13 protein-coding genes are annotated in these 14,282 nt (G+C 65.7%); 5 read left to right on the forward strand and 8 right to left on the reverse strand.

The window, feature by feature from the left end:
- Positions 1 to 21: 21 nt before the first annotated feature.
- From glmS to IHE46_RS01795, 5 genes are all read right to left on the reverse strand, one after another.
- Positions 22 to 1,851: a glutamine--fructose-6-phosphate transaminase (isomerizing) gene (gene glmS, locus IHE46_RS01775; protein ID WP_192162880.1), complete on the reverse strand. Its 1,830-nt coding sequence runs from the start codon at positions 1,849 to 1,851 to the stop codon at positions 22 to 24.
- An 89-nt stretch (positions 1,852 to 1,940) separates the two neighbouring features.
- Complete coding sequence (locus tag IHE46_RS01780; RefSeq protein ID WP_192162881.1) at positions 1,941 to 3,311, reverse strand: pyridoxal-phosphate dependent enzyme; 1,371 nt, start codon at positions 3,309 to 3,311, stop codon at positions 1,941 to 1,943.
- Positions 3,312 to 3,452: 141 nt separating this feature from the next.
- Positions 3,453 to 3,680: a YdcH family protein gene (locus IHE46_RS01785; protein WP_192162882.1), complete on the reverse strand. Its 228-nt coding sequence runs from the start codon at positions 3,678 to 3,680 to the stop codon at positions 3,453 to 3,455.
- 434 nt (positions 3,681 to 4,114) lie between these two features.
- Positions 4,115 to 4,729, reverse strand: a complete 615-nt coding sequence (locus tag IHE46_RS01790) for a hypothetical protein (protein ID WP_192162883.1) — start codon at positions 4,727 to 4,729, stop codon at positions 4,115 to 4,117.
- Positions 4,726 to 5,334 carry a DUF4398 domain-containing protein gene (locus IHE46_RS01795; protein WP_225562717.1) on the reverse strand — a complete coding sequence of 203 codons (609 nt, stop codon included), beginning with the start codon at positions 5,332 to 5,334 and terminating at the stop codon, positions 4,726 to 4,728. Before IHE46_RS01795 ends, IHE46_RS01790 begins: the two co-directional genes overlap by 4 nt.
- A 122-nt stretch (positions 5,335 to 5,456) precedes the next feature.
- On the opposite strand from IHE46_RS01795, the gene IHE46_RS01800 reads away from it, so the two are divergent.
- On the forward strand, positions 5,457 to 6,581 hold the full coding sequence (locus IHE46_RS01800; RefSeq protein ID WP_192162885.1) for a PilT/PilU family type 4a pilus ATPase: 1,125 nt from the start codon (positions 5,457 to 5,459) through the stop codon (positions 6,579 to 6,581).
- A 106-nt stretch (positions 6,582 to 6,687) separates the two neighbouring features.
- Here the strand turns inward: IHE46_RS01800 and maiA are convergent, their stop codons facing one another.
- Positions 6,688 to 7,350 (reverse strand): maleylacetoacetate isomerase, encoded by a 663-nt coding sequence (gene maiA / locus IHE46_RS01805; protein ID WP_192162886.1) that lies wholly within the window; start codon positions 7,348 to 7,350, stop codon positions 6,688 to 6,690.
- A 115-nt stretch (positions 7,351 to 7,465) separates the two neighbouring features.
- On the opposite strand from maiA, the gene IHE46_RS01810 reads away from it, so the two are divergent.
- Positions 7,466 to 8,647, forward strand: coding sequence for a phosphoglycerate kinase (locus IHE46_RS01810; protein WP_192162887.1), 1,182 nt, complete (start codon positions 7,466 to 7,468; stop codon positions 8,645 to 8,647).
- A complete protein-coding gene (locus IHE46_RS01815; protein ID WP_192162888.1) occupies positions 8,644 to 9,279 on the forward strand; it encodes an HAD hydrolase-like protein in 636 nt (211 codons plus the stop codon). The genes IHE46_RS01810 and IHE46_RS01815 overlap by 4 nt, the downstream gene beginning before the upstream one ends.
- Positions 9,280 to 9,346: 67 nt before the next feature.
- Here IHE46_RS01815 and tkt read toward each other — a convergent pair whose 3' ends face one another.
- Positions 9,347 to 11,347, reverse strand: coding sequence for a transketolase (gene tkt / locus IHE46_RS01820; RefSeq protein ID WP_192162889.1), 2,001 nt, complete (start codon positions 11,345 to 11,347; stop codon positions 9,347 to 9,349).
- 237 nt (positions 11,348 to 11,584) lie between these two features.
- Between tkt and IHE46_RS01825 the strand changes: the two genes are divergently transcribed.
- Both IHE46_RS01825 and IHE46_RS01830 read left to right on the forward strand, forming a co-directional pair.
- The gene (locus tag IHE46_RS01825) at positions 11,585 to 12,307 is read left to right on the forward strand and encodes a porin family protein (RefSeq protein WP_192162890.1); all 723 of its coding nucleotides are present in this window, start codon (positions 11,585 to 11,587) and stop codon (positions 12,305 to 12,307) included.
- Positions 12,308 to 12,545: 238 nt separating this feature from the next.
- Entirely contained in the window at positions 12,546 to 13,142 is a 597-nt protein-coding gene (locus tag IHE46_RS01830) for a porin family protein (RefSeq protein ID WP_192162891.1), read from the forward strand.
- 117 nt (positions 13,143 to 13,259) lie between these two features.
- Here the strand turns inward: IHE46_RS01830 and IHE46_RS01835 are convergent, their stop codons facing one another.
- The gene (locus tag IHE46_RS01835; RefSeq protein ID WP_192162892.1) at positions 13,260 to 14,264 is read right to left on the reverse strand and encodes a class I fructose-bisphosphate aldolase; all 1,005 of its coding nucleotides are present in this window, start codon (positions 14,262 to 14,264) and stop codon (positions 13,260 to 13,262) included.
- Positions 14,265 to 14,282: the final 18 nt, after the last annotated feature.

Genomic DNA, 14,282 nt, shown 5'->3' on the forward strand with positions numbered 1-14,282 from the left:
GGCTTGTCGCGAATCGGCGACTTACTCCACCGTCACCGACTTGGCGAGATTGCGCGGCTGGTCCACATCGGTGCCGCGCAGCACGGCCACGTGATAAGCCAGCAGTTGCAGCGGCACGGTGAACACCGCCGGGGCGATGAAGTCGCCGCCGGCATCGATACGCAGCAGGTGGCCGCGCGCAGCGTTGCCGTCCATCGGCGCGGCGCTGTCGGCGAACACGATCAATTCGCCGCCGCGTGCGCGCACTTCCTGCAGATTGGATTTCAGCTTGTCCAGCAGCGGACCGTTCGGCGCCACCGCCACCACCGGCATGTCCTCGTCCACCAGCGCCAGCGGACCGTGCTTGAGTTCGCCTGCCGGATAGGCCTCGGCGTGGATGTAGGAGATTTCCTTGAGCTTGAGCGAACCCTCCAGCGCCACCGGGTACTGCGCGCCACGCCCCAGGAACAGCGCATGATGGCGGTGGATGAAGTGCTCGGCCAGCTCCACGATCGCCGGTTCCAGCTTCAGCGCCTGCTCGATCACGCGCGGCAGGCTCTGCAGTTGCGCGCACAGCTCCGCATGGCGTGCCGACTCCAGGCCGCGCTGCTGCGCCAGCTGCAGCGCGAACAACGCCAGCGCGGTGAGCTGAGTGGTGAACGCCTTGGTGGAGGCCACGCCGATCTCGGGACCGGCGCGCGTCATCAGCTTGAGGTCGGCCTCGCGCACCACCGAGGATTCCGGCACGTTGCAGATCGCCAGCGTGCCGAGGTAGCCGCGGCGACGCGACTCGCGCATCGCGGCCAGCGTGTCGGCGGTTTCGCCGGACTGGGAGATCGCCACGAACAGGGTGCCTTCCGGCACCACCGCCTCGCGGTAACGGTATTCGCTGGCCACTTCCACGCTCACCGGCAGGCGCGCGTAATCCTCGATCCAGTACTTCGCCACCATGCCGGCGTGGTAGCTGGTGCCGCAGGCGACGATATGCACGCCGCGCACCTTCGCCAGCAGCTCGTCGCCGCCGACGCCGAAGATGTTGGGCAGCACGCCGTGCGGGCCGAGCCGCGATTCCAGCGTGTCGGCCACCGCACGCGGCTGTTCGAAGATTTCCTTCTGCATGTAGTGGCGGTATTCGCCGCGCTCCACCGCATCGGCGGACAGCTCGCTCTCGTGTACCGTGCGCTCCACCGGCTGGCCGTCGAGGCCGAACACCTGTGCGCGCTCGCGGGTGATCTCGACGACGTCGTCCTCTTCGAGGTACATCATCCGGTTGGTGACCTGGATCAGCGCCTGCGCGTCCGATCCCAGGAAATGCTCGCCGATGCCCACGCCCACCAGCAGCGGCGCGCCGCGGCGCGCGCCGACCACGCGGCCCGGCTCGTCGCGGCTGATCGCGGCGATCGCATACGCGCCTTCCAGCCCGCGCACCACCGCCAGCACGGCTTCGCGCAGGCCGAGGCCGCCCGCGAGGCGTTGCTCGATCAGCGCCGCGATGACCTCGGTATCGGTTTCGGAAGTGAACACGTGGCCCAGCGCCTTCATTTCCTCGCGCAGGCTGGCGTAGTTCTCGATGATGCCGTTGTGCACGATGGCGACGCGGCCGGCGACGTGCGGATGCGCGTTCGCCTCGTTCGGCACGCCATGGGTGGCCCAGCGCGTGTGCGCGATGCCGGTGCCGCCGGGGAACGGCGCGGCCAGGTACTGCGCCTCCATCTCGCGCACCTTGCCCTTGGCGCGCACGCGGCGGATCTCGCCGCCTTCCAGCACGGCCAGGCCGGCCGAATCGTATCCGCGGTATTCCAACGCCTTGAGGCCTGCGATCAGCAAGGGGGCCACATCACGCTGGGCAGCGGCGGCAACGATTCCACACATGGCCAAACTCCTTGTCGATTGCGGCAAGTAAAGGCGGAGACTGTGCCGCCTGTTCGTTTCAACCGTCTTTCGACACCGTTGTCAGCCGGTCAGTTCACCTTGCGCCGCAGCCAGTTCAGCAAGTCGATGCGGGTGATCAGGCCCAGGAATTGTTCACCGTCCATCACGATGGCCACGTGGCCACGTTCGAACACCGGCAGCAGCGATTCGATGGGCGAGCGCATGTCGAGCATCTGCAAATCCGAGATCATCGCCACGGACACCGGGTCGCGGAAGCGCGACTCGTCGGCATGCACGTGCAGCAGCACATCGGACTCGTCGACGATGCCCACCAGCTTGTTGCCATCCATCACCGGCAGTTGCGACACGTCGTAAAGCTTCATGCGCGTGTAGGCGGTGATCAGTAGTTCGTTCGGACCGATCACCACGGTGTCGCGCTTGGCGAATGGACGCAGCAAGAGGTCGCGCAGATCGCCGTGCTGCTCGCGTTCCAGGAAGCCGTTGTCCAGCATCCAGTAGTCGTTGTAGAGCTTGGACAGATACTTGTTGCCGGTGTCGCAGACCAGGGTAACCACGCGTTTCGGGCTGGTCTGCTCGCGGCAATACTTCAGCGCCGCGGCCAGCAGGGTGCCGGTGGAGGAGCCGCCCAGCACACCCTCTTTCGCCAGCAGTTCGCGCGCAGCCAAGAAGCTCTCCTTGTCGGAGATCGCGTAGGCCTTCTTCACCCGGCTGAAATCGCTGATCGACGGCAGGAAATCCTCGCCGATGCCTTCCACCAGCCAACTGGACGACTTGGTGGAGAGCGTACCTTCGTTGATGTACTGGGCCAGGATGGAACCCACCGGATCGGCCAGCACGATCTCGGTCTGCGGCGAAGCCTTGGCGAAGTACTGCGACAGGCCGGTCATCGTGCCGGACGAGCCGCAGCCCACCACCACCGCGTCGATCCGGCCGTCCATCTGCTCGAGGATCTCCGGCCCGGTGGTCTCGATGTGCGCGCGCGGGTTGTCCGGGTTGCCGAACTGGTTGATGAAATACGCCCCGGGCGTTTCGCGAGCGATGCGCTCGGCCATGTCCTGGTAATACTCGGGATGGCCCTTGGCCACGTCCGAGCGCGTGAGCACCACTTCGGCACCCATCGCCTTGAGGTTGAAGATCTTCTCGCGGCTCATCTTGTCCGGCACCACGAGGATCAAGCGGTAACCCTTGGCCTGCGCCACCAGCGCCAGGCCCAGGCCCGTGTTGCCGGCGGTGCCTTCGACCAGGATCGCGCCGGGCTTGATCTTGCCGGCCTTTTCCGCGCCTTCGATCATCGACAGGCCGATGCGGTCCTTGATCGAGCCGCCGGGATTGGCGCTCTCCAGCTTCAGGAACAGTTCGCACGGCCCGGTGTCGAGGCGCTGCGCGCGCAGCATCGGCGTATGGCCGATCAGTTCGAGGACGCTTTTCTGCACCGCCATGGACGCTACTTCCATCACCGGAAAGAGGCCAATGATAGCCGAGCGCAACGAATCAGCTGGCCAGAAACGTCATGGCCCCGGTCGGCTTCCATGGCGGAAGCTGCCGGGGCCGTCGTGGCGCGGAATCAGGGAATCAGCGGATCAACTGGACAATTGCCGGCGCCCTTCCCACATGCGCTCGAGGCGCGCCTTGGCGTGCAGCTTTTCCTTCTTCATGCTGGCAAGGGTGAAGTCATCGAGCGGGAGCACGCCGATTTCGGCATCGTGCACCTTGCTGTCGAGTTCCCGGTGGTGCTGATAAAGGCGGCGGAACTCCGCATTGGCCTTCATCAATGCCTCGACGTCATCACGCTGCTGGTTTTCGAACATGATTCAACCTCCTCGTGAGTGAGCATGCGGGCGCACGGGCGCGCCCATCTACCGACCAGTGACACAGGCGCACGCTCCCGCCCGCCCGCACCGGCAGACCGGTTGGCGGGCGGAAACTGGCAAGAAAGTGGGCATGGTTCGGTGATCGGCAGGCATGGAGCGGAACGGCTCCATGGGTTCGACCCTACTCCCCCGCGAAAAGTGCCGCAAGCCTTCCCGATGGCGGCAGTCACGGGGAGCCGAAGCGGCGTGAAATCCGCATGAAAACCGCCGAAACAGCTTGTTTTGCCCACGGCAACGCGGCACTGCTCCCACGACGCCGCGTTGCTTTAATCGCGTTGCCTCGGAGGTGGATCGCTAACGGCTTTTATTGAAAAGGGCGGCCATGAATGGCCGCCCTTTTGATCTTCACCATCCGGGATGCTCGCAATAGCTCAGGGATTGCCGCTGCTTTCCTGCTGCATCTGGGCACGCATGGCCTTGGCAGCCTTGGCAGCCAAATCGGCCTCGCGCTTGGCGGAGCGCGCCACCCGGCTCTGCGCCTCGGCCAGCTTCTTGGCCTTGGCCGCCTCTTCCTGCGCCTGCTGGGCCGCCTGCGAATAGGCCTGACCCTGTTCCTGCAGGCGCTGCGCCTCTTCCTGCGCCATCTGGTTCAGCAGCTTCTGGCGTTCCAGCTCGCGCTGCGCCGTCTCCGCCTCGCGACGGGTGTTTTCCAGCTGGATCTGGTCGTGTTCGCGGTCGAGCTGGGCCAGCTTCTGCTGGGCATCCTGCAACTGGGCGGAGGCCCGGGCCAGGTCAACCTGCCGATCGGCCATGTACAGGGCATGCGGTCGATCGTGCGAATCGGCCTGCGCCAGCTGGGCGATGGCGTTGCGGGCCAGCGACTGCTCGGCCTGGGCATAGTTGCCCAGCACCGGGTCACTGGCCAGCTGGTTGAGGTTGTTGGTCAACCGGCTGACGTCGATGTCGTCACCGCGCCGCGCCTGGGCGGTACCGACCATGCCCAGCGCCAGCAGGCTGGTGACAAACACGGTGGAGACGCGCTTCATGGCTGGCCTCCTGCGGGCTGGAAGCCCTGTGTGGCGTTGGAATCCTGGTTCTGCGACGGCGCCTGCGGCGTGGTCTGGAAGCCCTGACCGGGCGGCGGCGCCAATGCCGAAGCCGAAGGTGCCGGCATGTCTTCCACCGGCGCGGCAGGCGGCAAGATTCCCTGGTTGGGGGCCGGCATCGCAGCGGAACTAGCCGGCGCCGGCGCCGAACTGCCGTAGGACGGCACCGGCAGAGGCTTGGCGAACTCGGCGGCGGCGGCCGCAGCGGCCTCGGCACCCTGCTGGCGCAGTTCGGCGTTGGTGTTCATCTTGGACTGGATCTTCGAGCGGGCCGCACCGAGGTTGGCCTTGGTCCGCGCCAGGTCGGCATCGGCTCCCGACTCGGCGGCCAGATCGGCGGCCAGCGCGTACTTGCGGTCGGCCATCGCCGCCTGCGCCTGCTGGAACTTGTCCTGGGCAAAGCCCAGGTCCACCGGGTCGTAATCGGCCGCGCCGGCGTCGTGCGCCGCCTGCAACCGTGTCTGCGCCTGATTCATCGCGTCGTTCGGCGGGGGCACGCTGGCGCACCCGGCCAAGGCCAGCAGGCCGGCCAGCAAGCCGGCCATGGCCGCCCGCCGGGTTGAAAAAAGAGAGATGTGCACCATCACGCATTCCTGATTAAGCTCTGCGCGTATTGTGTGCGTGCGCAATAGGTCATTGCAACGAGCGCAACCAGGGGGATTTTGGTGTGGATATTGGTTACTTCCTCAAATTGATGGTCGACAAGGGTGCCTCGGACATGTTCCTGTCCACCGGCGCCCCGGTGAACATCAAGGTCGAGGGCAAGCTTTACCCGTTGGGCAACACCGGTTTGCCCGGCGGCATGGTGAAAAAGATCGCCTACTCGCTGATGGACGAGGGTCAGGTGCCGCAGTTCGAGCGCGATCTCGAGCTCAACATGGCGCTGGCGGTGAAGGAGGCCGGGCGCTTCCGCATCAACGTGTTCAAGCAACGCGGCGAAGTGGGCATGGTGATCCGCGCGATCAAGAGCGAGATCCCCAACGTCGAGCAGTTGCAGCTGCCGTCGATCTTCCGCGACCTGATCATGGAGCCGCGCGGATTGATCCTGGTGGTGGGCGCCACCGGTTCAGGCAAGTCCACCACGCTGGCTTCGATGATCGATCATCGGAATACCAACTCGGCGGGCCACATCCTCACCATCGAGGATCCGATCGAATACCTGCACCGGCACAAACGCTCCATCGTCAACCAGCGCGAGGTGGGGCTGGACACCCACACCTACCACGAGGCGCTGAAGAACGCGATGCGCGAGGCGCCGGACGTGATCATGATCGGCGAGATCCGCGACACCGACACGATGGAAGCGGCGATCGCCTTCTCCGAAACCGGCCATCTCTGCCTGGCCACCCTGCACTCCAACAGCGCCGACCAGACGCTGGAGCGCATCCTGAACTTCTTCCCCGAATCGGCGCACAAGAACGTCTTGATGAACCTGGCCTTGAACCTCAAGGCCGTCATCAGCCAGCGCCTGGTGATCGGCAAGGACAACCGCCGCATACCCGCGGTGGAAGTGCTGCTTAACACCCCGCTGATCCGCGACATGATCCGCCGCGGCCAGATCCACGAGGTGAAGGAAGCGATGGATCGCAGCCTGCAGGAAGGCATGCAGACCTTCGACCAGTCGCTGTACCGGCTCTACAAGGAAGGCCGCATCGACCTGGAAGAGGCGCTCAACAAGGCCGATTCCCGCGACGGCCTGTCGCTGAAGATCCGCCTCGCCGAAGGCGGCGGAAATTCAACCGGCAATGCCCTGATCGGCGGCAGCAACGATCCGTATGGGATGGGCTTCTAGCCGATCACCGGAGCACGGCGAATCTTGAGGGTGCGGGACACCGCACTCTCAAGATCACCGGCAACCCGCTCCCGTTTGCGGCACTCCAGCGACCAGGCTGCGCCGCCTAGCCCACCGGTGCATCCGGCTGCGCCTCCGGTGCGGCCGCCCGGAACGCCTCCAACGCATTGCATGCCGCATCGATGCGGCGGATGGTCGGGTAGTCGTCCAGCGACAGCTTCCAGCGCCGTGCGTTGTACACCTGAGGCACCAGGCAGGCGTCGGCCAGGCCTGGCGCGTCGCCATGGCAATAGCGGCCGGTGGCCGCATCGCTTGCCAGCATCGCCTCCATTGCCGCGAAGCCGGCAGCGATCCAGTGCCGCGACCAGCCGCCACGCTGCGCCTCGTCGGCTCCCAGTTCGCGTTCCAGGTACTGCAGCACACGCAGGTTGCCCAGTGGATGGATGTCGCAGGCGACCAGCTGCGCCAACGCCCGCACCCGCGCCCGGCCTTGCGCATCGGCCGGCAGCAGCGGCGACTGCGGGCGCGTTTCATCGAGGTATTCCATGATCGCCAGCGACTGGGTCAGCACCTGCTCGCCGTCACGCAGGCTGGGCACCAGCTCTTGCGGGTTCATCGCGGCGTAGGCCGGGGCGTGCTGCTCGCCGCCGTCCTTCACCAGGTGTACGGGGCGGTTCTCATAGCCCAGCCCCTTGAGGTTGAGCGCGATGCGCACGCGATAGGCGGCGCTGGAGCGCCAGTACCCATACAGCACGAGTCCGGAAGCCATTGGCGCCTGCCCATTGCGGAAAACCTGCAGTGTAATTTGCATCCCCTCCCGGCGGGCGGGAAAATGGGCGATTCCAGCCGCCGCCGCGGCCCATCGTTACCACCGGAGCCTTGATGTGACCGTCCTGCGCATGAGCGACCTCGACCTCCACGGCCAGCGCGTGCTGATCCGCGAAGACCTCAACGTGCCGATCGACGATCACGGCCACATCACTTCCACCCAGCGCCTCGACGCCGCGCTGCCGACGATCAAGGCCGCGCGCGATGCCGGCGCGAAGGTCATGGTGCTCTCACACCTGGGGCGTCCGAAGGAAGGCCAGTTCGACGAAGCGTCTTCGCTCGCGCCGGTGGCCACGTGGCTGGGCGCGAAGCTGGGCAAGCCGGTGCGTCTCGTGCGCGACTACCTGGACGGCGTGGACGTGGCCGACGGCGAGGTGGTGGTGCTGGAGAACTGCCGCATGAACGTCGGCGAAGGCAAGGACGACGAAACCCTGTCGAAGAAGTACGCCGCGCTGTGCGACATCTTCGTGATGGACGCCTTCGGCACCGCGCACCGCGCACAGGCTTCCACCCACGGCGTGATCAAGTACGCGCCGGTGGCTGCCGCCGGCCCGCTGCTATGCGCCGAATTGGATGCGCTGGGCAAGGCGCTGGAAAACCCCGCGCACCCGCTGCTGGCGATCGTGGCCGGCTCCAAGGTTTCCACCAAGCTCACCCTGCTCGACAACCTGATCGGCAAGGTCGACCAGTTGATCGTGGGCGGCGGCATCGCCAACACCTTCATCGCCGCGCTGGGCCATTCGGTGGGCAACTCGCTGGTCGAACCCGACCTGCTCGATGCCGCGAAGAAAGTGCTGGCCGACGCCAAGCGCCGCGGCGCCGAAGTGCCGCTGCCGGTGGACGTGGTGGTGGCGCCGGAGTTCTCTGCCAACGCACCTGCCACGGTGAAGGCGGTGGACCAGGTGCGCGAGGGCGAGATGATCCTCGACATCGGCCCGGAGACAGCGAAGCAGTACGCCGCGCTGATCGCCAAGGCCGGCACCGTGGTGTGGAACGGCCCGGTCGGCGTGTTCGAGTTCGATGCCTTCGGCAAGGGCACCGAAACGCTGGCGCGCGCCATCGCCGCCTCCAAGGCGTTCTCCATCGCTGGCGGCGGCGACACGCTGGCCGCGGTGGACAAGTACGGCATCGAGAACGACGTCTCCTACATCTCCACCGGCGGCGGCGCGTTCCTCGAGTTCCTCGAAGGCAAGGAGTTGCCCGCGGTGGCCGCGCTCAAGGCGCGTGCCGGCCAGTGACGCTCTGCCTGTTCGACCTCGACGGCACGCTGATCGATTCCGAACCCGGGATCACCGCATGCATCCGCTACGCCTTCGACAAGCTGGGCGTACCGGCGCCCGCCGACCTGCGCCCGTGGATCGGTCCCCCGCTGCGGCACGGCTTCGCGCCGCTGCTGGAGCATGACGCCGAGCGCGTCGAGGCTGCCGTGGATTACTACCACGAACGCTTCGCCACACTGGGCTGGCGCGAGCACGCGGTCTACCCCGGCATCGCGGCGACCATCGAGCGCCTGCAGGCGGCCGGGCACACCCTGGCCGTGGTCACCAGCAAGCCCGAACACCATGCGCGGCCGATCGTCGAACACCTTCCGTTCGGCCAGGCATTCACGCGCCTCTACGGCCCCGACCCGTCCAGCCCGCACAGCGAGAAGGCGTCGATGATCGCCGCGGCCCTGGCCGATTTCGGCATCCAGCCGCAGCAGACCGCGATGATCGGCGACCGCCGCTTCGACATCGAAGGCGCCCTGGCCAACCGCGTGCATGCCATCGGCGTGCTGTGGGGCTTCGGCAGCCGCGAGGAGCTGGAGCTGGCCGGCGCACAGGCGTTGGCGCGCGATCCGGAACATCTCGCCGAATTGCTGGCGGCGTGACGTCTTCGCAGCAAACAAAAGCGCCGCGGAATTTCCGCGGCGCTTTTGTTCGGGAACAGCCTGCGTATCAGCCGACGACGCGCTTCACCGCATCGACCACCTTGGTCGTGGTGATGCCGAAGTAGTCGAACAGCTGCTCGGCCGGAGCCGAGGCGCCGAAGGTGGTCATGCCGATCACTTCGCCGTCCAGGCCCACGTACTTGCGCCAGAAATCGGTGATGGCGGCTTCCACCGCCACGCGTGCGCGGCACCAGCCGGGCAGCACGCCTTCGCGGTATTCCAGCGGCTCGGCATCGAAGATCTCGGTGCACGGCATCGACACCACGCGCACCGGCACACCCTGCTGCGCCAGCGTGCGCATCGCCTCCATCGCCAGCTCCACTTCGGAACCGGTGGCGATCAGAATGGCCTTGAACTTCGTATCCGCCGGGTCCGACAGCACGTAAGCGCCGCGCGCGATGTCGGCCAGCTGCTGTGCGCTGCGCTGCTGGTGCTTCAGCGTCTGGCGCGAGAACACCAGGCAGGACGGACCGTCCTTGCGCTCGATCGCCGCCTTCCACGACACCGCCGATTCCACCGCGTCGCAGGGACGCCACACACGGTTGTTCGGGATGTAGCGCAGGCTGGCCAGGTGCTCCACCGGCTGATGGGTCGGGCCGTCTTCGCCCAGGCCGATCGAGTCGTGGGTATAGACGTGGATGGAGTGCGCCGGGATCAGCGCGCTCATGCGCACCGCGTTGCGCGCGTAGTCGGAGAACACCAGGAAGGTGGCGTCGTAGGGGATGAAGCCACCGTGCAGTGCCAAGCCGTTGCCGATCGCGGTCATGCCGAACTCGCGCACGCCGGAATGGATGTAGTTGGCGTTGGGGCTGGTTTCGGTGACGCTCACCGAGCCCTTCCAGATCGTAAGGTTGGAGCCGGCGAGGTCGGCCGAACCGCCGATCAGTTCCGGCAGCAGCGGGCCATAGGCGTCCAGCGTCATCTGCGACGCCTTGCGGCTGGCCACGTCGGGGCCTTCGGCCTGCAGCTTGTCGATCCAGGCCTGCGACTTCGCAGCCCAGTCCGCAGGCAGCTCGGCGGCAAGGCGGCGCTTCAGTTCGGCCGCCAGGTCGGGGTGCGCCTTGGCGTAGGCATCGAACAGGGCATTCCACTCGGCCTCGCGCTTCGCGCCGGCCGGCTTCGCGTCCCAGCCGGCATAGGTTTCGGCGGGAATCTCGAACGGCGGGGAACGCCAGTCCAGCATGTCGCGTGCGGCGGCCACTTCGTCCTTGCCCAGCGCCGAGCCGTGGCAGGCTTCGGTGCCCTCCTTGTGCGGGGCGCCGAAGCCGATGATGGTCTTGCACATCACCAGCGTGGGCTTGGCGGTTTCCGCCTTGGCGGCGGTCAGGGCGGCCTTGATCTTGTCGGCGTTGTGGCCGTCCACGTCGCGGATCACGTGCCAGCCGCAGGCCTCGAAGCGCATCGCGGTGTCGTCGGTGAACCAGCCCGGCACTTCGCCGTCGATGGAGATGTTGTTGTCGTCGTAGACCAGGGTGAGCTTGCCGAGCTTCCAAGTGCCGGCCAGCGAGATCGCTTCCTGGGAGATGCCTTCCATCAGGCAGCCGTCGCCGCAGAACACCCAGGTGTGATGGTCGACGACGTCGAAGCCCGGACGGTTGAAGCGCTCGGCCAGCACCTTCTCGGCCAGCGCGAAGCCCACGCCGTTGGCGATGCCCTGGCCCAGCGGGCCGGTGGTGGTTTCAATACCTACCGTGTGGTGCGCCTCGGGGTGACCCGGGGTCTTCGAATGCAGCTGGCGGAAACGCTCCAGCTCGCTCATCGGCAGGTCATAGCCGGACAGGTGAAGCACGGCGTACTGCAGCATCGAGCCGTGACCGTTGGAGAGCATGAAACGGTCGCGGTTGAACCAGTGCGGATTGGCCGGGTTGTGGCGATGGAAGTCGTTCCACAACACCTCGGCGATGTCGGCCATACCCATCGGCATGCCCGGATGGCCGGAATTGGCCTTCTGCACGGCATCCATGGCAAGGGCTCGCACGGCGTTGGCGAGTTGGCGGCGGGTGGTCATGGGGAAGCTCCGGGCGGCGACGGAAAACGCGCATTGTCGCCGATCCCGCCGGTGCTGTCGCGACGGCGCCTGTCGCCTCGACATTAACTGGAACTTAATTCTGTACTTACAGGTATTGAATTCCTTCAGGTGGGGGGCGATGTAATGACACGGCACCGCATCCCATTGGGTGCCCTTTGGCGTTCAACCGTCCCCGCGGAGCGCTGATGGATTCAAAAAAACAGGAGTACTCCCCTCATGAAAAAGAATTTGTTCGCGATTGCTTGTATTTCCGCCGGCTTGGCATTGGCTCCCGCGGCGTTCGCGCAAGACACGCAGCCCAGCGATGGCAACTACCAGTCCAGCCAGCCCATCGGTAGCGGCAACTGGCTGATCGATCTTGGCGTAGGCCGCACAGACAACTACAACAAGAACAGCGGCTTCGGCAGCGGCTTCGGCAATGGCTCCGGCAACCTGTTCAGCAACAAGAATGGCCGCCGCACCGGCTACAACGTGCTCGCCGGCTATCGCTGGAAGGTCGGTCCGGATCTGGGCCTGGGCCTTGAGGCGGGTTATGCCGACCTGGGCAACTACAAGCTGAGCAATATCGGCAGCGGCAATTCAGTCAACCAGAGCAGCACGGTGAATGCCCTGCGCGGCTGGACGCTGGGTGCCAACGGTCGCATCAACCTGCTGCCGCAGTGGTACATCAGCGCGCACGCCGGTTACTTCCATGCCAACAACAATGGCGGCGCTTACAACGACAGCCTGCACCAGGTTCTCTTTCACGGTGGCGACAGCGGCGGCTACTACGGCGGCGTGGGCACCGGTTGGGACATCAACAACCATTTCGGTCTGGGCCTGAAGTACGACTACTACCACGCCTCGGCTGGCAACCTGCACAACGTGGCGTCTGATTCGGACCTTGCGGTGCGTCGCTCGACGGGCATCGTGTCGCTCGATGCCGAGTACCGCTTCTGAACCATTTTGTCTTGGTCCGGCAGGACAACGTACGACAAGCGGGCGCCGCAAGGCGCCCGTTCTATTTGTGCGGACAGAAATGGCGGATTAACCGTTACTTAATAATGAACTAATCAGTATTGAATCTTTTTGGGAGGCACCCATCTAACGGTATGTGCCTGACGTATCCCCAACCTCCGGCATGCGGCACCGCCCTCCTGCAGGCTCCGGCGCCGCTTCCCATAACAGGAGAATCTCCATGAAAAAGACTTTGCTCGCCCTTGCCCTCGCCACCACCGGCCTGCTGGCCGTCCCCGCCGCCTTCGCGCAGACCGCGCCGAACGACAGCGGCAATTGGTTCATCAACGGCAACGTCGGCCGCACCGCTATCAACCAGGGTCCGTACGACAATGGCCACGACACCGGTTACGCCCTGAATGGCGGCTACCGCTGGGCGCTGTCGCCGAACTTCCAGCTGGGTGCGGAAGTGGGCTACAACGACCTGGGCAACATCCGCGCCAAGAACATCTTCAACAGCCAGCCGGTGATCGCCCCCGGCAAGTCGCAGCTGCACGGCTGGACCGCCGGTGCCAACGCCCACCTGGATCTGAGCCCGAGCTGGTACCTCAGCGGTCGCGCCGGCCTCTACAGCTGGACCGGCCACGGCATGAGCAACGACGTCAATCCCGTCAACAAGGGCCTGAGCGACAACAGCTGGTACGCCGGTGCGGGCGTCGGCTACAACATCACGCAGAACGTGAGCGTCGGCCTGAACTACGACTATTTCGACGCCAAGAAGCACAACGTCGACCTCAGCACCGACATGATCTCGGCCAGCGCGGAATTCCGCTTCTGATCGGATCGTCGATAGCCGTGAAAAACGAAACGGGCGCCGCGAGGCGCCCGTTTCTTTGAGCGGTACCGCCAGCGGCGGCTACCCGTTCGACTTTGCGATCGCAGGCGACCGCAAAGTTCACCCGTTCCAGCGACCCAGCGCGGCCAGGCCGTTGTCCTTGGCGCGTGCGTGCACAGTCTTCTGCGCCTCGGCGTAGTTGGCCTTCATGTCCTTGGCCCACAGCTTGAGCGCGGCCTGCTGCATGGCACGGCCGTAGGAGAACGACAGCGGCCACGGGTGCGGCCCGATGCGGTTCATCGCGTTGAGGTGCGCGGTGCTCTGCTCGTCGGTCTGACCGCCGGAGAGGAACACGATGCCCGGCAGCGAAGCCGGCACGCAGGTCTTGAGCACGCGCACGGTGGCTTCGGCCACTTCCTCGACGTCGGCCTGCTCGGACGATTCCTTGCCCGGGATCACCATGCTGACCTTGAGGATGGTGCCTTCCAGCATCACGTTCTGCTCGTACAGCGCGTTGAACAGGCTACGCAGCACGGCTTCGTGCACTTCATAGCTGACTTCGATGCTGTGGTCGCCGTCCATGATCACTTCCGGCTCGACCATCGGCACCAGGCCGGCTTCCTGGCACAGCGCAGCGTAGCGGGCCAGCGCGTGGCAGTTGGCCTCGATGGCGGTGGAGGACGGGTTGTCCTCGCTGATATTGATGACGGCGCGCCACTTGGCGAACTGCGCGCCCAGCTTCACGTATTCGGCGAGGCGCTCGCGCAGCCCGTCGAGGCCTTCGGTGACCACGTCGCCCGGGAAGCCGGCCAGCGGCACCGGGCCCTTGTCGACCTTGATGCCGGGGATGATGCCGGCCTTCTTCATCACCTGGGTGAACGGCACGCCGTCCTTGGTGGACTGGCGGATGGTCTCGTCGTACAGGATCGCGCCGGAGATGTGCTCGCCCAGGCCCGGCGTGGTGAGCAGCAGCTCACGGTAGGCGCGGCGGTTCTCTTCCGAGTTCTCGATGCCGACGGCCTCGAAGCGCTTCTTGATGGTGTTGGTCGACTCGTCGATGGCGATGATGCCCTTGCCGGGGGCGACCATGGCCAGGGCAACGCTTTCGAGATCTTCGATACTCATGACGGCTCCATACAACGA

The sequence above is a fragment of the Rhodanobacter sp. DHG33 genome (genome assembly GCF_014843005.1).
Lineage (GTDB): Bacteria > Pseudomonadota > Gammaproteobacteria > Xanthomonadales > Rhodanobacteraceae > Rhodanobacter_A.